This is a genomic window from Hydrogenophaga soli, assembly GCF_054777695.1.
Map to the genome: position 1 here is coordinate 89,495 of NZ_BAAHAK010000005.1, position 16,009 is coordinate 105,503.

Genomic DNA, 16,009 nt, shown 5'->3' on the forward strand with positions numbered 1-16,009 from the left:
AGGCCTCCGTCATGCGTCATGATGGAGGCCTTGCCCATGCCTCATCCAAGCGCCCCACCCCCTCTGCCCTGGCTGCTGCCCTCGGAACCCTTCCCCGCGGTGGAACGGGCGTGGGGACCTGACAGCCCCGCCCCCGGCTTGCTGGCCGCCGGTGGCTGCCTGGACACGCCCACCTTGGTACAAGCCTACCGCCAAGGCATCTTCCCCTGGTACAGCGACGGACAGCCCATCCTGTGGTGGCACACCAGCCCCCGCATGGTGCTGCGCACCACCGACTTCCACCTGTCCCATTCGCTGCGCAAGCTGCTGCGCAGCCAGGTTCGCCAAAACCGCCTGAACGTCACGTTTGACCTTGCGTTTGCCCAGGTCATCGCCGCTTGCGCCCAAACGCCACGGCCAGGCCAGCAAGGCACGTGGATCACCGACGACATGGTCCAGGCCTACATCGACCTTCACCACGCGGGCGTCGCACACAGCGTGGAGGTATGGAGCGACGACCAACTGCGGGGCGGCCTGTACGCGCTCAACGTGGGCCGGATGGTGTACGGCGAATCCATGTTTGCCCGACAAAGCAATGCGTCCAAGGTGGCTTTGGCGGCTTTGGTGGCGTTTTGTCGCACCCACGACCTGCCCGCCATCGACTGCCAGCAGGTGACCTCACACCTGGCCTCGCTGGGCGCCAAGCCCATCGAAGCCACAGCATTTGGCACGTTGCTGCACACTTTGGTGGATCAGCCTTCGCCACAATGGCGTTTTGACACCAATTTCTGGCCCGCCGTTCTCGGCCCACTCGACCTGTGACCACGCCCCAAGAACTGCCTTTGCAAGCACTGCAGTACTACGCCACGGCCCCTTACCCGTGCAGCTACCTGCCGGATCACATGGCCCGGTCGCAGGTGGCCACCCCCAGCCACCTGATCAACAGCCATGTGTATTCGCAGCTGATCCTGCAGGGGTACCGCCGCAGTGGCATGTTCACCTACCGGCCCCATTGCGATGGGTGTCAGGCGTGCATCCCTTTGCGCATCCGGGTGGCCGACTTCCAGCCCAGCCGCAGCCAGCGGCGCGCCTGGCGACAGCACCAGAACTTGCAAACCCGCATCCTGAGCCTCGGATTCCTGCCCGAGCATTACCAGCTCTACCTTCGATACCAGAGTTCACGCCATCCGGGTGGTGGCATGGACCAGGACAGCGTGGACCAATACACCCAGTTTTTGCTCCAAAGCCGCGTCAACACCCGGCTGGTGGAGTTCAACAGCCCGGACCACGGGTTGCAGATGGTCAGCGTGATCGATGTGCTGGAAGATGGGCTGTCCGCCGTCTACACGTTTTACGACACCCAAGACGCCAGCCATAGCCTGGGCACACATTCCATCCTGTGGCAAATCCGCCAGGCGCAGGCGCTGGGCCTGCCCTACCTGTACTTGGGCTACTGGATCGCCCAAAGCGACAAGATGGCCTACAAAACGCGCTTTCGCCCTCACGAGGTCTTGCGAGACGGACACTGGCAGTCCCCCGATTGACCTTGGCCGTCAAGGAAAGAAGCACCCTCCAAGCCCCCCCTGAAAGGGAATGTGCTTTTCGCAAAGTAAAATGCGCCCACCCATCGTGAATTGACCATGCCCAAAACCAAACCACCCGCCAAACCCGCCGTGCAGGTGATCGAACGCATGTTCACGCTGTTGGACATCCTTGCCCAGCATGAAGAGCCCGTGGCGCTCAAGGACATTGCCGAACAAGCCGGTCTGCACCCGTCCACCACCCACCGCATCCTGAACGATCTGGCGGTGGGTCGCTTTGTGGAACGCCCCGAAGCGGGCAGCTACCGGCTGGGCATGCGCCTGCTGGAACTGGGCAACCTGGTCAAAGGCCGACTGAACGCCCGCGATGCGGCCGTGGGCCCCATGCGTGAGTTGCACAAGCTGATTCAACAACCCGTCAACCTGAGCGTGCGTCAGGGCGACGAAATTGTGTATGTGGAACGCGCCTACAGCGAGCGCTCGGGCATGCAGGTGGTCCGGGCCATTGGTGGTCGGGCGCCACTGCACCTCACCTCGGTGGGCAAGCTGTTTCTGGCGGCGGATGACCCCCAAAAATTGAGGGCCTACGCCACACGCACCGGGCTGGCCGGACAGACTCGCAACAGCCTCACTCAGCTGTCCAGGCTGGAAACCGAACTGGCCCAGGCACGCGCCACAGGCATTGCCAGGGACAATGAGGAACTGGAACTGGGGGTGCGCTGCATGGCCGCAGGCATCCGGGACGACCACGGTCGCTTGGTGGCCGGACTGTCCATCTCCGCACCGGCAGACCGTCTGGATGAAAGTTGGCTGCCCAAACTCAAGGCCACAGCAGCTGAAATCTCTCGGGCGCTGGGCTACACCGGCTGAAGCGGGAACCACGGCTCCCGCATGTCAGGTTCAAAGCCAGTCAGCGGGTTTCAATCCAGCGGCGAACGCGCTCGGCGTCGGCCATGCGGGTGAATTTTCCGGCCGAATCCAAGAAGACCATGATGAGCTGACGCCCTGCCACGGTGGCTTGCATCACCAAACAGCGCCCCGCTTCGGCGATGTACCCGGTTTTCTGCAGACCGATGTCCCAGTTGGGGTTGCTGACCAGTCGATTGGTGTTGCGGTACTGCAGGGTGCGACGTCCGACCTCCACTTCATGACCCGGTGACGTGGACAACTCACGAATCAAGGGACGCTCATAAGCGACCCCCACCAGGTTGGCCAGATCCTTGGCGCTGGACTGGTTGAGCGGAGAGAGCCCGGTGGGGTCCACATACCGGGTACTGGACATGCCCAGCAGCTTCGCTTTGGCATTCATGAGCTCGACGAACCGACCCAGCCCCCCAGGAAACGTCCGCCCCAACGCATGGGCGGCACGGTTTTCACTGGACATCAAGGCCAAATGAAGCAGTTCCCCGCGAGACAATGTGGTGCCCACCGCGAGACGTGAACTGCTGCCTTTGAGCGTGTCCACATCGGCCTCGGTGATGGTGATTTGCTCATCCAGCGGCAACTCGGCATCGGTCACCACCAGCCCCGTCATGAGCTTGGTGAGTGACGCGATGGGTAAAACGGCTTTGGCGTTTTTGTCAAACAGAACCTCTTGGGTTTGCTGATCCAACACCATGACCGCGTTGGACTTGAGGTCCAACGCATCATCCACCCGATGCAACCCTGACCGGTCCGCATGGCTGAGGTTGTCCACCGACCGAGACGCCGAAGCACGAACGGCGGGAATGGAGACAACTCTCCGCTGAGCTGGTGTGTGAACCGCCTTGGCACGCACGGGCGACTGCGTGCGTTTGGCCTGAACCTTGCTGCTGGCTTTGGAGGTTTTCTTGATGGAGACTGTATGTGCCTGCTTTCGCGCAGGCGCAGCGTGAACCGACAACGAGGCGAACACCACAGCCAATGCCGTGGCGCTGCTGCACAAAAGCCGGAGGGTGGTGCCAGCGAGTGTCATGACGGTAGTTTTCCTGAGGCTGTCAAACGGCATCAGGAGTATAAACCAACGAAAAGTTTAATGGCATCAAGCAGTTGCGTGAAGGTGTTCAAGTGATCACAAAAACGCCCCCTTCACGCTCCCTGCGCCAGATCAGCCTTGGGCAGCCACCCGGTCCGCCTTGCTGTGCAGCTTGTTGAGGGCGCTCAAATACGCCTTGGCCGACGCCACCACGATGTCAGGATCGGCCCCCACACCGTTGACCACGCGGCCACCCTGCTGCAACCGGACGGTCACTTCACCCTGGCTCTCGGTGGAACCCGAGGTGATGGCATTGACCGAGTACAACAGCATCTCGGCACCGCTCTTCACATGGGATTCAATGGCCTTCAACGAGGCATCCACCGGACCGTTGCCATCGGAAGTGCCTTGAACCTCCTTGCCGTCGATGGTGAACACCACCTCCGCATGCGGACGCTCGCCGGTCTCGCTGCGCTGCGACAACGACACCAGACCGTATTGCTCCTTTTCGGCGGTGACGCTTTCGTCGCTGGCCAGTGCCAGGATGTCTTCGTCAAATATCTCTGCCTTGCGGTCTGCCAGTTCCTTGAACTTGGCAAAGGCGGTGTTGATTTCGGACTCGGACTCCATCTGGATGCCCAGTTCCTGCAGGCGTTGCTTGAACGCATTGCGACCCGACAGCTTGCCCAGCACGATCTTGTTGGCGCTCCAGCCCACGTCTTCGGCACGCATGATTTCGTAGGTGTCGCGGGCCTTGAGCACGCCGTCCTGGTGGATGCCGCTGGCGTGGGCAAAGGCATTGGCCCCCACCACGGCCTTGTTGGGCTGAACCACAAACCCCGTGGTCTGGCTGACCATGCGGCTGGCGGGCACAATCTGCGTGGTGTCGATGCCCACGTCCAGCCCGAAGTAGTCGCGGCGGGTGCGCACGGCCATCACCACCTCTTCCAGCGAGCAGTTGCCTGCCCGTTCGCCCAGGCCGTTGATGGTGCACTCCACCTGGCGTGCGCCGCCGATCTTGACACCCGCCAGCGAATTGGCCACCGCCATGCCCAGGTCGTTGTGGCAATGCACGCTCCAGATGGCCTTGTCGGAATTCGGCACGCGCTCGCGCAAGGTCTTGATGAAGTGGCCATACAACTCCGGAATGGCATACCCCACGGTGTCGGGCACGTTGATGGTGGTGGCCCCCTCGGCAATCACCGCCTCGATCACGCGGCACAGAAAGTCCATTTCGCTGCGGTAGCCGTCCTCGGGACTGAACTCCACATCACCCACACGGGTGCGGGCGTAACGCACCGCCAGCTTGGCCTGCTCCAGCACCTGCTCGGGCGACATGCGCAGCTTCTTCTCCATGTGCAGCGGGCTGGTGGCGATGAAGGTGTGGATGCGGGCGCTGTTGGCACCAGCCAGGGCATCGGCCGCACGGCCAATGTCACGGTCGTTGGCACGGGCCAACGAACACACGGTGGAGTCCTTGATGACATCGGCAATGGCCTTGACGGCCTCGAAGTCGCCGTTGGAGCTGGCGGCAAAACCGGCCTCGATGACGTTGACCTTCAGACGCTCCAGTTGACGGGCAATGCGCAGCTTCTCGTCCTTGGTCATGGACGCGCCAGGCGACTGCTCGCCATCACGCAAGGTGGTGTCAAAAATGATCAACTGGTCACTCATCTCGATTCTCCGGTGGGTCGCCTCATGGGCGACGCTTGAAAAAACCCGCAGTTCCAAAACAAACGGCCCGCTGCGGGTGCAAACGGGCCGTTGTCGGTTGAAGACGCGTGCGCTAAAGCACCTGCCCGTGGGGTAGGTTGGCTAGTAGCAGCAGGCTGAAGGAATTCATGCAAGGCACTTTAACAGAAAGCGAACATCCCCCCGCTGGGGAATACCCATGTGCACCGCCGGGTGCACTCAACTGTGCAGCCCGCGCTCGTCGGGCTCATCGGTCGAGGTGCTGATCACGCTGGTGGGCTTGCCCTTGGAGCGTTTCCAGGCGTACACGGCATACCCCGACAGGCCATACACCACAAACAAGCCGAACAGCACGATGGGCGGATGGATGTTGATGATGGCGATGGTGAGGGCCAGCAGCACGATCACCGCGAACGGCACACTCTTCTTCATGTGCACGTCCTTGAAACTGTAGAACGGCACGTTGGTGACCATGGTCAAACCCGCGTACAGCGTGATGCCAAACACCCACCATTGCACGTCCACGCCCTGGATGCCGACGTCGGTCATCAACCAGATGAACCCGGCCACCAGTGCAGCCGCGGCGGGCGATGGCAGCCCCTGGAAGAAGCGTTTGTCCACCACGCTGGTGTTGACGTTGAAGCGCGCCAGGCGCAAAGCCGCACACGCGCAGTACACAAAGGCCGCAATCCAGCCCCAGCGGCCCAGGTTGGTCAACGACCACACATAGGCCACCAGCGCCGGAGCTGCGCCAAAGGACACCATGTCGGAGAGCGAATCCATCTGCTCCCCAAAGGCGCTTTGGGTGTTGGTCATGCGGGCCACACGGCCATCGAGGCTGTCGAGCACCATGGCGGCAAAAATGCCCACCGTGGCCAGGTCGAACCGACCGTTCATGGACATCACGATGGCGTAAAAGCCACCGAACAAGGCGGCCAGGGTGATGAGGTTGGGCAGGATGTAAATGCCCTTGTTCCGTTTGGGCAACGTCAGCGGGGGAGTGCCCTTGGGCTGCGTATCGTCGTTCATGCGATCCAACTTTGGTGACGGGCGCCTAGTGTAGCCCCAAGAAAAATCGCGCCTGCACAGGCCTGCGCCCTCTAGACGCGTGCGCCCAAAAAAACAAGGCCACCGAAGTGGCCTTGCTGACTGCGGCTTCCCGGACAGGCCGGGAAACACCGCCATCAGTTGCGGGTCTGGTCGACCAGCTTGTTCTTGGCGATCCAAGGCATCATGGCGCGCAGCTTGCCACCCACCACTTCGATCGGGTGGTCGGCGGTGTTGCGGCGGCGGGCGGTCATGGACGGGTAGTTCAGACGGCCTTCCTGGATGAACATCTTGGCGTAGTCGCCGTTCTGGATGCGCTTCAGGGCGTTGCGCATGGCGGCGCGAGACTGGTCGTTGATGACTTCAGGGCCGGTCACGTACTCGCCAAACTCCGCGTTGTTGGAGATGGAGTAGTTCATGTTGGCAATGCCGCCTTCGTAGATCAGGTCCACGATGAGCTTGAGCTCGTGCAGGCACTCGAAGTAGGCCATTTCAGGGGCGTAACCGGCTTCCACCAGGGTTTCGAAGCCCATTTTCACCAGCTCAACTGCGCCGCCGCACAGAACGGCTTGCTCGCCGAACAGGTCGGTTTCGGTCTCTTCCTTGAAGTTGGTCTCGATGATGCCGGCCTTGCCGCCACCATTGGCCATGGCGTAGCTCAGCGCCAGGTCACGGGCCTTGCCGGACTTGTCCTGGTGCACGGCCACCAGGTGGGGCACGCCGCCACCCTGCGTGTAGGTGTTGCGCACGGTGTGGCCCGGGGCCTTGGGGGCCACCATCCACACGTCCAGGTCGGCGCGGGGCACCACTTGGTTGTAGTGCACGTTGAAACCGTGGGCAAACGCCAGCGAAGCACCTTGCTTGATGTTGGGGGCCACGTTGTTGTTGTACACCTCGGCGATCTGCTCGTCGGGCAACAGGATCATGACCACGTCGGCGGCCTTGACGGCGTCGTTGACTTCCATCACGGTCAGACCGGCCTTGCCGACCTTGTCCCACGAGGCTCCGCCCTTGCGCAGACCCACCACCACCTTCACGCCGCTGTCGTTCAGGTTCTGGGCGTGGGCGTGGCCTTGGCTGCCGTAGCCGATGATGGCCACGGTCTTGCCCTTGATCAGGCTCAGGTCACAGTCTTTGTCGTAGAAAACTTTCATGGGTTGCTCCGGTTGAAATAGGGGTGTTGGTTGAGAGGATGTGCGCGGGTTCAGACGCGCAGAATGCGTTCGCCGCGACCGATGCCACTGGCACCGGTGCGCACGGTTTCGAGGATGGCGCTGCGGTCGATGGCTTCCAGGAAAGCGTCGTTCTTGCCCTGGTCGCCGGTCAGCTCGATGGTGTAGCTCTTTTCGGTCACGTCGATGATGCGGCCACGGAAGATGTCGGCCATGCGCTTCATCTCTTCGCGCTCCTTGCCCACGGCACGGACCTTGACCATCATCAGCTCGCGCTCGGTGTAGGCCCCTTCGGTCAGATCCACCACCTTGACCACTTCGATCAGGCGGTTGAGGTGCTTGGTGATCTGCTCGATGACGTCGTCCGAACCCGTGGTCTGGATGGTCATGCGCGACAGGCTGGGGTCTTCGGTGGGGGCCACGGTCAGCGACTCGATGTTGTAGCCCCGGGCCGAAAACAGGCCCACCACGCGGGAGAGTGCGCCGGCTTCGTTTTCGAGCAGCACGGCAATGATGTGTTTCATGACAGTTTCCTCTTTTCGCCGCCCTCCCCTGGAACCGGTAAGCCCCAGGCTTGGCGAACAATAGATTCTACAAATTTGATAGCTGCTACCGCTTTACATGAAAGCGGTAGAGGCCAATAACAGGCTCAAAATCAAAGGTCTTCGCTGGCCAGCAGCATCTCGGTGATGCCCTTGCCTGCACGCACCATGGGGAACACGTTCTCCGTGGGGTCGGTGCGGAAGTCCATGAACACCGTGCGGTCCTTGAGCTTGCGAGCCTCGCGCAGGGCGGGTTCAACGTCTTGTGGACGTTCGATCAACATGCCCACATGGCCATAGGCCTCGGCCAACTTCACGAAGTTGGGCAACGCGTCCATGTAGCTGTGGCTGTAACGGCCCGAGTATTCAATTTCTTGCCACTGCCGCACCATGCCCAGGTAGCGGTTGTTGAGCGACAGGATCTTGATGGGCGTGTTGTACTGCAGGCAGGTTGACAGCTCTTGAATGCACATCTGCACCGAGCCTTCGCCGGTCACGCAGAACACCTCGCTCTCGGGCTTGGCCAGCTTGATGCCCATGGCGTAGGGAATGCCCACGCCCATGGTGCCCAGGCCACCGGAGTTGATCCAGCGGCGCGGCTCGTTGAATTTGTAGTACTGCGCGGCCCACATCTGGTGCTGGCCCACGTCAGAGGTGATGTAGGCGTCGGCATCGTGGGTCATGTTCCACAGGGTCTCGATGACCATCTGCGGCTTGATCACGTCGCCATTGCCCGGGTCGTACTTCAGGCAATCGCGGCCACGCCAATCCTCGATGGTGGACCACCAGGCGGCCAACGCCTGTGCGTCGGGCTTTTGCTGGCTTTCCTTGATCATGGAAATCAGCTCGGTCAGCACGTCCTTCACGTCACCCACGATGGGCACATCCACCTTCACCCGCTTGGAGATGCTGGAGGGGTCGATGTCGATGTGGATGATCTTGCGCTCGTTCTGCGCAAAGTGCTTGGGGTTGCCGATCACGCGGTCGTCAAACCGAGCGCCCACCGCCAGCAACACGTCGCAGTTCTGCATGGTGTTGTTGGCTTCCAGCGTGCCGTGCATGCCCAGCATGCCCAGGAAGCGCTTGTCGGTGGCCGGGAATGCACCCAGGCCCATCAGCGTGTTGGTGATGGGGTAGCCCAGCAAATCCACCAGCGTGCGCAGCTCGTTGACGGCGTTGGACATCAACACGCCACCGCCGGTGTAGATGTAGGGACGCTTGGCGTTGAGCAGCAGCTGCAGGGCCTTGCGGATCTGGCCGCCGTGCCCCTTGCGCACCGGGTTGTACGAGCGCATTTCCACCGTCTCGGGGTAGCCGGTGTAGGCCGTCTTGTTGAACGACACGTCCTTGGGAATGTCCACCACCACCGGGCCGGGACGGCCACTGCGGGCGATGTGGAAGGCCTTCTTCATGACCATGGCCATGTCCCGCACATCCTTCACCAGGAAGTTGTGCTTGACCACCGGGCGCGTGATGCCCACGGTGTCGCACTCCTGGAAGGCGTCTTGCCCGATGGCCGCCGTGGGCACCTGCCCACTGATGATGACCATGGGAATGCTGTCCATGTAGGCGGTGGCAATGCCGGTCACGGCATTGGTGAGACCCGGACCCGAGGTGACCAGCGCCACACCCACGTCGCCCGTGGCACGGGCATAACCGTCCGCCGCATGCACAGCCGCCTGTTCATGGCGGACCAGCACATGCTGGATGGTGTCCTGTTTGTAGAAAGCGTCGTAGATGTGCAGCACGGCGCCACCGGGGTAGCCCCAGATGAACTTCACGCCTTCGGCCTGCAGGGCCTTGACGAGGATTTCAGCACCACGGAGTTCTTGAGCTTGCGCACCAGCGGCGGCAGCGGATGCCATTTCGGCTTTGGAGATTTCCATTTTGATGAACCTTTCGAGAATTTCTCTGACGAAAAACCTTGGGTGCCCCTTCACGAACCCTTGTGAGGCCGGGTTGGGACTTGAGACCAAAACCATGGGCAACCACCATTGGCTGCGCGACCTTGATCCGTTTGCCTTGAATTTGCAACTTGCCATTATCGCACTGTGGCCGAGCTGCTCAGACAAGAATGCCACAATCCGCGCTCGCTCCCCGCTGCATCCATGCCAGAACAAGCCTCCAACGCCTCCCTTGACCTGACCGCCCCGCCCCTGCCGCGACGCCTCGCAAGCTGGCTTTACGAGGGCATGCTGCTCTTTGGGGTGGTGTTTGTCGCGGGCTACCTGTTTTCATCGCTCAGCCAGACCAAACATGCCCTGGAGAACCGCCATGCACACCAGGCCTTTGTGTTTGTGGTGCTGGGCATTTACTTCACCTGGTTCTGGGCCAAGGGCCAGACCCTGGCCATGAAAACCTGGCACATCCGGGTGGTGGATGCCCAGGGCCAACGCCTGACCCAGCCCCGCGCCTTGGCCCGTTACCTGTTGAGCTGGTTGTGGTTTTTGCCCCCGCTGGTGGCCGCATGGACGTTCCAGCTTGGCGTGGGCGAATCTGCAGTGGTCATTGGGGGCTGGATCTGGATTTACGCCCTGCTGTCCCGCTTCCACCCGCAGCGCCAGTACCTGCACGACGCCCTGGCAGGAACGCGCCTGGTGAAGTCTGAACCCAAACCCGCTAAATCATGACCCCCATCGACCCCAACGACCCGGTCAACCCGCAAAAGGCGCGCCGCGGCCTCAACCGCATGCTGCATGCCACCGGCTACTCCATGGCCGGCCTGCGTGCGGGATGGCACGAAACCGCCTTTCGCCAGGAAGCGCTGGCCGCCCTCTTGATGGTGCCCGCTGCCTTTTGGGTGGGACGCAACTGGCTGGAGGTGGCCATGCTCACCGGCACCGTGGTGCTGGTGATGGTGGTGGAACTGCTCAACACCGGGGTGGAATCGGCCATCGACCGCATCGGCCCCGAATGGCACGAGCTGTCCAAACGGGCCAAGGACATGGGCAGCGCCGCCGTGCTGCTGAGCCTGCTGTTGTGCGTGGGCACCTGGGTCGGTGCCCTTTGGAGTCGCTGGGGCGGCTGATCTCAGGACCCTTCACATGAACACCATGGACCGGATCACCACGCCCAACGGCACTGAAGCGCCCCGTTTTTCGCTGTGCGTTTACTGCGGCTCCCGCATGGGCACCCATCCCGCATTCGCCGATGCCGCCAGGGCCGTGGGCGCCTGGATCGGCCAACAGGGAGGGCAGTTGGTGTACGGTGGCGGCAACAACGGTCTGATGGGCGTCGTGGCCGATGCCACCCTGGCCCACGGTGGGCGCGTGGTGGGCGTCATCCCCCAGGCACTGGTGGACAAGGAGGTGGCCAAGACCGACTGCACCGAGCTGCACGTGGTGGCCAACATGCACCAGCGCAAGGCCCTGATGGCCGAGCGTGCCGACGCCTTCCTGGCACTGCCCGGCGGCATTGGCACGTTTGAGGAACTGTTTGAGGTGTGGGCGTGGCGGCAGCTGGGCTACCACGACAAGCCGCTGGGCCTGCTCAACGTCAACGGCTGCTACGACAGCCTGCTGGGCTTTTTGAGCCAGACGGTGGACAACGGCTTTGTCTCCACCTGGCAGATGGACCTGCTGCACGTGGGCACCGACGTGCAGCTGCTGCCCACGCTGCGGTCTGCCGCCGGTGGCGTGCACCAGCGCGTGCAGACCGAACAGATGTGAGGCGGGGTCAGACGGCGGTTTCGTCTTCCTCACCCGTGCGGATGCGCACCACGCGATCCACCGAGGTGACAAAAATCTTGCCGTCGCCAATCTTGCCGGTGCGAGCGGCCTTGATGATGGCGTCCACGCAGCGGTCCACATCATCGGTCTTGACCACCACCTCCACCTTCACCTTGGGCAGAAAGTCCACCACGTACTCGGCACCGCGGTACAGCTCGGTGTGGCCCTTCTGGCGCCCGAAACCCTTGACCTCGGTCACCGTCAACCCCGTCACACCCTGCTCGGCCAGGGCTTCACGCACTTCTTCCAGTTTGAACGGCTTGATGACGGCGGTGATCTGTTTCATGTCGGAATTCCTGTCGATGGGAGTGTGAAAAACTGGGGTAGAAAGGTGTTTGTCCGCATGATACCCAAGCCATGATCCAGCCTCACACCTTTGGTGCATTGCCCTCACACACACCCCTCACCGTGGTGCACCGCGGCGGCCATCCCGAACTGATCCACCTGGGCTCCGTGGCCGTGGTGAACACCAGTGGGCAGTTGCTCGCCCATGCGGGCGACATCACCAGCCCCATGTTCACCCGGTCGGCCCTCAAGCCCTTCCAGGCCATGCCCTTGATCGCCCGGCATGCCGAGCGCTACCGGCTCAGGCCCGCCGAAACCGCCCTGCTCTGCGCCAGCCACAACGGCGAAGACCTGCACACCCGGGGCGTCACCAACCTGCTGGAGCGTGCAGGCACCACCCCACAGGCCCTGGCCTGCGGCAGCCATGTGCCCTACCGGTTTGCGGCCACGGGCACCCAGCCAGCCCCCGGACAAACGTTTGGCAACGTGCACCACAACTGCTCGGGCAAACACTCGGGCATGCTGCTGCTGGCCGCTGCGGAAGGCTGGCCCCTGGCGGGATACCTGGACCCCGCCCACCCGGTGCAACAGGCCATCCGCGACAGCGTGGTGCACTTCACCGGGGTTCCTGCGTCAGCGCTGGTGATGGGCGTGGACGGGTGCAGCGCCCCCAACTACGCCCTGCCCCTGCCCGCCCTGGCCCATGCCTTTGCGCGCCTGACCCTGGCCGAACCCGACCCCGTGTACGGCGAAGGCCCATGCCGCATTGCCACCGCCATGGCCCAGCACCCTGAAATGGTCAGTGGCCAAGGCCGCAACGACCTGACCCTGGCCCGCGCCGGGCGAGGCGACTGGGTGTGCAAAGTGGGCGCCGACGGCGTGCAGGCCATCGCCAGCCGCAGCCGTGGCGTGGCCCTGGCCGCCAAGGTGGCCGACGGCAACCTGAAAGCCCTGATGGTGGCCGTGGCCGCCGTGCTCGAGCAACTGGGCTGGCTGGACGACAACGCCCGTGCCGCGCTGGCAGAGTTCACCCCACCCCCCATGAAAAACGCCGCCGGGCTGGATGTGGGGCAGATGGTGCCGGTGGTGCGGCTGGCCTTCAGGTCGGCACTATGATCCCCACACGCCCATTCCCACCCGGAACCCATGCCCAACCTGGCAGAACAAATCCGCGAAGCATTAGCCATGTTCGCCCTCAGCGGTACTGAGCCGGCGCTCATTGGAGGCTTGGCGGTCGCGGCACACCAGGTGATTCGCGCCACCAAAGATGTTGACTTCCTGGTGGCAGCCGAAGCGGCCAATGAAGTGCACGACGCGCTGCTGAATTTGGGCTACCAATGCCTGTACCGCAGTGAGGACGCAGCCAACTACGTGCGTGGCATGGAAGGATTGGATTTGCTGTACGCGCATCGTCCGCTCGCACGCCGCCTGCTGGCGCAGGCAACGCCACGCGAAACGCCCATGGGCCGTTTGCGCGTCATCAGTGTGGAGGGGTTGATCGGCTTCAAGCTGCAAGGCTTCACCAACGATGCCACACGCACCCGGGACTTGGACGACATTCGCGCCCTCATGCAACGGCACCGTCCGTCCCTCGACATGACCGAGTTGCGTGAATATTTTGCTCTGTTCAACCAACTGGATTTGTTCCATGAACTCCTCGGTTGACACTGACGCCAAACCCGAAACCATGCGACAAGGGGCTGAGGCCCAGATGCCGCTGGCACGCGAAGCGGGCATCCCTTTCAAGCCGAGCGCAACCACCAACGTCGGTGTGGACCCGATTGCCGAATGGCTGAGCCTGATGGAGGTGGTGCAAATGCTGTGTCCCGTGTGGCCGGTGCGTGACCAACCCATGCAAGGCGACTGCTGGCGGCTGTAACCGCCCTCTGGGCACCGTTGGTGGCGAGGCACACAGGCAGCGGCGAAAGCACCGCGCCTGCGGCAACCAACCTCACCGGGCCTCGAAACGCCCCGCATACCGAAACACCTGCCCGAACCAGGGGTGAATGAGGCGAAAGTCCATGCGAAAGTGCGTGTCGTCCAACCCCACTTCCTCAATGACGGTGTGCCCCAACCCCAGCCACTCGGGGACATGCCAACACCGCTGCCCCCACCGAAAAACCAGGCTCAAGCCCTCATAGTGCAGCCGCCCCTCCACCACGCGCACCGCCATCCGCAAGCCCAAGACGCGGTTGACGTACTCCACCAGCTCCCCTTCGCGCGAGCTCGTCCACACGCTGTTGAAGTGCAGCCGCCGCCCGTTGGCAAACGTGAGGGTGCGCCGCCACTGCAAGCCCTCAGCCTCCATGTGCTTGTGCACCACGGTGTGCACCGCGGCCTCGGCCCGGTTCACCAGGATGCCGCACCCGCCCAGCACCGCCAGCACAGGCCGCATGAACCACGGAAACTCAACGTCCATGTACCCGTCATCACATGTGGCACCCAAGCGATGGTGCGCCTGCAAACCCGGATGCAGCGACGCCCACCCCTCGCCCAACACGCGACCCATGACCCCGTTCATGACTGCCCCCATGGAATGTGTTTGAACACCATCAGCACCACCACAACCACCATGGATGTGAACGCAGGCACCCCCAACGCGAACCACCAGCGGGCCAGTTGCCTGTACTCCACACGCCAGTGGTCGTTCTGCTCGGCAGCTCCGGCAGCTGGCGGTGCAAGCGATGCAGCCAGCGCCGCGTCGGTCAGTTGCCGCATGCGGATTTGCATCCACACCACCGGCAGCCAGCACAGGCCCGCCACCGTATACAGGGCCAGACTGAGCAGCACCCACGGGGTGGTCCACGGCCACCCCATCAGGTGCAACATCCACAGACCGCTGAGGGGCTGAAAAATCACCGTCGGCGTGGTGAACACCCAGTCGGCCAGCACCACATGCCGGTTGGTCACCGCCATGTGGGCCAACTCGCCATGGCGGTCGGCCATCCATTTGTAAAACGCACTGCCCAAGCCGGTGCCAAACAGCAACACCATGCTGAGGACGTGCAGCGCCTTCCAGCTGAGGTAGCTCATGCCATTTCTCCTTCTTCATCAAGCAACGAAATCCGTGCGGGCGTCCATGGCCGGGGCGGACGCCCCAACAGGGCCGTCAAGGGTTCGATGCTGTACCCGGCTCCCGCACCGCCACGCAACATGCGCAGGTTGTCCAACGTGAGCAAGGGGTAGAAGGGAGGCATCCGGCCCAGCACCCGGGCCGCGGCCAGCGCCAGCGGCCAGGGCACGGGCAGCAAGCCCGCCGCACCCAAGCCCTGCGCCTGCCGCAAGGTTTGCAGCCACTGCGCCATGCTGAAGGTCCGCGGCCCCACCACATCCACGGTCTGAGGGGGCCGTGCAGACGCCAGGCAGGCCTGGACCGCGTCCACCACGTCGCTGATGTGAACCGGCTGAATGGCCTGATCGCCATCGCCCAACACGGGAATGCGTGGCCAACGGGCCACGCGCATGAACAAGCCCGCGCTGGCGCCACCCGGTCCGTGGATGAGCGATGGCCGCAAAACAACCCCCTCCAGGTCCATGCCGCGCAGCGCGTCATCGGCCACCCGCTTGCTCAGGTGAAAGGCCGAAAACGCGCGCGCGTCCGCCCCCAAGGCTGAAATCTGGACCACACGACGAACCCCCTCCTGCGCACAGGCGCGGAACAGGGCCTGCGGCACCTGGGTGTGCAGCACGTCGAAGTGCTGCCCCGCCCCTGGGGTGATGATGCCCACGGCATTGACGACGGCATCCACCCCTTGGAGCCAAGGCCGCCAAGCCTGGGGTTGAACCAGTTCCGACACATTCACGCCATGTCGGCGGGAAATGGGACGAATTTCATGCCCTGCGGCCACCAATGCGCGGGACAATGCGCGCCCCACAAATCCGCTGGCCCCCAACAGCAAAATGTTCATGACATTGCTCCCATTGAGTGGGTCGGTATCCAGACATTGACGTCTGAATTCACCCCTCCGGGGACAAAATCCCGCGCCCATTCCCGCGGCCATCCATTTTCAAAACACATGAAGAACTCCCATCCAACAAGGAGCCTTCAGTGTGATGTGGGGGGCGTTCC

The 16,009-nt window shown here is 62.8% G+C and carries 19 protein-coding genes; 9 read left to right on the forward strand and 10 right to left on the reverse strand.

The genetic code is table 11. The features are described 5' to 3' along the window. Positions 1-36: 36 nt before the first annotated feature. The 3 genes from aat (at position 37) to ACYVB7_RS10555 (ending at position 2,390) form a co-directional block, all read left to right on the forward strand. On the forward strand, positions 37-801 hold the full coding sequence (aat, locus tag ACYVB7_RS10545) for a leucyl/phenylalanyl-tRNA--protein transferase (protein ID WP_460507207.1): 765 nt from the start codon (positions 37-39) through the stop codon (positions 799-801). Beyond that, on the forward strand, positions 798-1,523 hold the full coding sequence (locus ACYVB7_RS10550) for an arginyltransferase (RefSeq protein WP_460507209.1): 726 nt from the start codon (positions 798-800) through the stop codon (positions 1,521-1,523). Before aat ends, ACYVB7_RS10550 begins: the two co-directional genes overlap by 4 nt. Positions 1,524-1,619: 96 nt before the next feature. Continuing rightward, positions 1,620-2,390, forward strand: coding sequence for an IclR family transcriptional regulator (locus ACYVB7_RS10555; protein ID WP_460507211.1), 771 nt, complete (start codon positions 1,620-1,622; stop codon positions 2,388-2,390). Positions 2,391-2,430: 40 nt separating this feature from the next. Here the strand turns inward: ACYVB7_RS10555 and pbpG are convergent, their stop codons facing one another. From pbpG to ACYVB7_RS10585, 6 genes are all read right to left on the reverse strand, one after another. Then, on the reverse strand, positions 2,431-3,474 hold the full coding sequence (gene pbpG / locus ACYVB7_RS10560) for a D-alanyl-D-alanine endopeptidase (RefSeq protein WP_460507213.1): 1,044 nt from the start codon (positions 3,472-3,474) through the stop codon (positions 2,431-2,433). A gap of 132 nt (positions 3,475-3,606) precedes the next feature. Further along, entirely contained in the window at positions 3,607-5,148 is a 1,542-nt protein-coding gene (locus ACYVB7_RS10565) for a 2-isopropylmalate synthase (protein WP_460507215.1), read from the reverse strand. Positions 5,149-5,385: 237 nt separating this feature from the next. After that, positions 5,386-6,195 carry a CDP-alcohol phosphatidyltransferase family protein gene (gene pssA / locus ACYVB7_RS10570; protein ID WP_460507217.1) on the reverse strand — a complete coding sequence of 270 codons (810 nt, stop codon included), beginning with the start codon at positions 6,193-6,195 and terminating at the stop codon, positions 5,386-5,388. Positions 6,196-6,350: 155 nt separating this feature from the next. Further along, the gene (ilvC, locus tag ACYVB7_RS10575) at positions 6,351-7,367 is read right to left on the reverse strand and encodes an NADP-dependent ketol-acid reductoisomerase (protein ID WP_460507219.1); all 1,017 of its coding nucleotides are present in this window, start codon (positions 7,365-7,367) and stop codon (positions 6,351-6,353) included. A gap of 50 nt (positions 7,368-7,417) precedes the next feature. Beyond that, entirely contained in the window at positions 7,418-7,909 is a 492-nt protein-coding gene (gene ilvN, locus ACYVB7_RS10580; protein ID WP_460507221.1) for an acetolactate synthase small subunit, read from the reverse strand. 131 nt (positions 7,910-8,040) lie between these two features. Next, the gene (locus ACYVB7_RS10585) at positions 8,041-9,813 is read right to left on the reverse strand and encodes an acetolactate synthase 3 catalytic subunit (RefSeq protein ID WP_460507223.1); all 1,773 of its coding nucleotides are present in this window, start codon (positions 9,811-9,813) and stop codon (positions 8,041-8,043) included. Positions 9,814-10,035: 222 nt separating this feature from the next. Here ACYVB7_RS10585 and ACYVB7_RS10590 point away from each other — a divergent pair, with 222 nt between their 5' ends. Genes ACYVB7_RS10590 through ACYVB7_RS10600 form a run of 3 tightly spaced genes read left to right on the forward strand, consistent with a single transcriptional unit; the run spans position 10,036 to position 11,595 of the window. Next, a complete protein-coding gene (locus ACYVB7_RS10590; RefSeq protein ID WP_460507225.1) occupies positions 10,036-10,557 on the forward strand; it encodes an RDD family protein in 522 nt (173 codons plus the stop codon). Next, the gene (locus ACYVB7_RS10595) at positions 10,554-10,955 is read left to right on the forward strand and encodes a diacylglycerol kinase (protein ID WP_460507227.1); all 402 of its coding nucleotides are present in this window, start codon (positions 10,554-10,556) and stop codon (positions 10,953-10,955) included. Before ACYVB7_RS10590 ends, ACYVB7_RS10595 begins: the two co-directional genes overlap by 4 nt. A 16-nt stretch (positions 10,956-10,971) precedes the next feature. Further along, complete coding sequence (locus tag ACYVB7_RS10600) at positions 10,972-11,595, forward strand: LOG family protein (protein WP_460507229.1); 624 nt, start codon at positions 10,972-10,974, stop codon at positions 11,593-11,595. 7 nt (positions 11,596-11,602) lie between these two features. Here ACYVB7_RS10600 and ACYVB7_RS10605 read toward each other — a convergent pair whose 3' ends face one another. Then, positions 11,603-11,941: a P-II family nitrogen regulator gene (locus tag ACYVB7_RS10605; protein WP_460507232.1), complete on the reverse strand. Its 339-nt coding sequence runs from the start codon at positions 11,939-11,941 to the stop codon at positions 11,603-11,605. A 71-nt stretch (positions 11,942-12,012) separates the two neighbouring features. Here ACYVB7_RS10605 and ACYVB7_RS10610 point away from each other — a divergent pair, with 71 nt between their 5' ends. Genes ACYVB7_RS10610 through ACYVB7_RS10620 form a run of 3 tightly spaced genes read left to right on the forward strand, consistent with a single transcriptional unit; the run spans position 12,013 to position 13,819 of the window. After that, positions 12,013-13,056: an asparaginase gene (locus tag ACYVB7_RS10610; RefSeq protein WP_460507233.1), complete on the forward strand. Its 1,044-nt coding sequence runs from the start codon at positions 12,013-12,015 to the stop codon at positions 13,054-13,056. Between the two features lie 30 nt (positions 13,057-13,086). Next, positions 13,087-13,605 carry a nucleotidyltransferase family protein gene (locus ACYVB7_RS10615; RefSeq protein ID WP_460507235.1) on the forward strand — a complete coding sequence of 173 codons (519 nt, stop codon included), beginning with the start codon at positions 13,087-13,089 and terminating at the stop codon, positions 13,603-13,605. Beyond that, positions 13,589-13,819 (forward strand): hypothetical protein, encoded by a 231-nt coding sequence (locus ACYVB7_RS10620; protein ID WP_460507238.1) that lies wholly within the window; start codon positions 13,589-13,591, stop codon positions 13,817-13,819. The genes ACYVB7_RS10615 and ACYVB7_RS10620 overlap by 17 nt, the downstream gene beginning before the upstream one ends. Positions 13,820-13,891: 72 nt before the next feature. On the opposite strand, the gene ACYVB7_RS10625 is transcribed toward ACYVB7_RS10620, so the two are convergent. From ACYVB7_RS10625 to ACYVB7_RS10635, 3 genes are read right to left on the reverse strand one after another with little or no spacing between them, the layout of a single operon-like run. After that, the gene (locus tag ACYVB7_RS10625; protein WP_460507240.1) at positions 13,892-14,473 is read right to left on the reverse strand and encodes a DUF4166 domain-containing protein; all 582 of its coding nucleotides are present in this window, start codon (positions 14,471-14,473) and stop codon (positions 13,892-13,894) included. Continuing rightward, positions 14,458-14,973 carry a DUF2269 family protein gene (locus ACYVB7_RS10630; protein ID WP_460507243.1) on the reverse strand — a complete coding sequence of 172 codons (516 nt, stop codon included), beginning with the start codon at positions 14,971-14,973 and terminating at the stop codon, positions 14,458-14,460. Before ACYVB7_RS10630 ends, ACYVB7_RS10625 begins: the two co-directional genes overlap by 16 nt. After that, a complete protein-coding gene (locus ACYVB7_RS10635) occupies positions 14,970-15,848 on the reverse strand; it encodes a Rossmann-fold NAD(P)-binding domain-containing protein (protein ID WP_460507245.1) in 879 nt (292 codons plus the stop codon). Before ACYVB7_RS10635 ends, ACYVB7_RS10630 begins: the two co-directional genes overlap by 4 nt. Positions 15,849-16,009 lie beyond the last annotated feature (161 nt).

Bases quoted from the DNA above. Each gene is read 5' to 3' on its own strand.
- aat (WP_460507207.1), top strand. From the start codon at position 37: ATGCCTCATCCAAGCGCCCCACCCCCTCTGCCCTGGCTGCTGCCCTCG.
- ACYVB7_RS10555 (WP_460507211.1), top strand. From the start codon at position 1,620: ATGCCCAAAACCAAACCACCCGCCAAACCCGCCGTGCAGGTGATCGAA.
- pbpG (WP_460507213.1), bottom strand. From the start codon at position 3,474: ATGACACTCGCTGGCACCACCCTCCGGCTTTTGTGCAGCAGCGCCACG.
- ACYVB7_RS10565 (WP_460507215.1), bottom strand. From the start codon at position 5,148: ATGAGTGACCAGTTGATCATTTTTGACACCACCTTGCGTGATGGCGAG.
- pssA (WP_460507217.1), bottom strand. From the start codon at position 6,195: ATGAACGACGATACGCAGCCCAAGGGCACTCCCCCGCTGACGTTGCCC.
- ilvC (WP_460507219.1), bottom strand. From the start codon at position 7,367: ATGAAAGTTTTCTACGACAAAGACTGTGACCTGAGCCTGATCAAGGGC.
- ilvN (WP_460507221.1), bottom strand. From the start codon at position 7,909: ATGAAACACATCATTGCCGTGCTGCTCGAAAACGAAGCCGGCGCACTC.
- ACYVB7_RS10585 (WP_460507223.1), bottom strand. From the start codon at position 9,813: ATGGAAATCTCCAAAGCCGAAATGGCATCCGCTGCCGCCGCTGGTGCG.
- ACYVB7_RS10590 (WP_460507225.1), top strand. From the start codon at position 10,036: ATGCCAGAACAAGCCTCCAACGCCTCCCTTGACCTGACCGCCCCGCCC.
- ACYVB7_RS10595 (WP_460507227.1), top strand. From the start codon at position 10,554: ATGACCCCCATCGACCCCAACGACCCGGTCAACCCGCAAAAGGCGCGC.
- ACYVB7_RS10600 (WP_460507229.1), top strand. From the start codon at position 10,972: ATGAACACCATGGACCGGATCACCACGCCCAACGGCACTGAAGCGCCC.
- ACYVB7_RS10605 (WP_460507232.1), bottom strand. From the start codon at position 11,941: ATGAAACAGATCACCGCCGTCATCAAGCCGTTCAAACTGGAAGAAGTG.
- ACYVB7_RS10610 (WP_460507233.1), top strand. From the start codon at position 12,013: ATGATCCAGCCTCACACCTTTGGTGCATTGCCCTCACACACACCCCTC.
- ACYVB7_RS10615 (WP_460507235.1), top strand. From the start codon at position 13,087: ATGCCCAACCTGGCAGAACAAATCCGCGAAGCATTAGCCATGTTCGCC.
- ACYVB7_RS10620 (WP_460507238.1), top strand. From the start codon at position 13,589: ATGAACTCCTCGGTTGACACTGACGCCAAACCCGAAACCATGCGACAA.
- ACYVB7_RS10625 (WP_460507240.1), bottom strand. From the start codon at position 14,473: ATGGGGGCAGTCATGAACGGGGTCATGGGTCGCGTGTTGGGCGAGGGG.
- ACYVB7_RS10630 (WP_460507243.1), bottom strand. From the start codon at position 14,973: ATGAGCTACCTCAGCTGGAAGGCGCTGCACGTCCTCAGCATGGTGTTG.
- ACYVB7_RS10635 (WP_460507245.1), bottom strand. From the start codon at position 15,848: ATGAACATTTTGCTGTTGGGGGCCAGCGGATTTGTGGGGCGCGCATTG.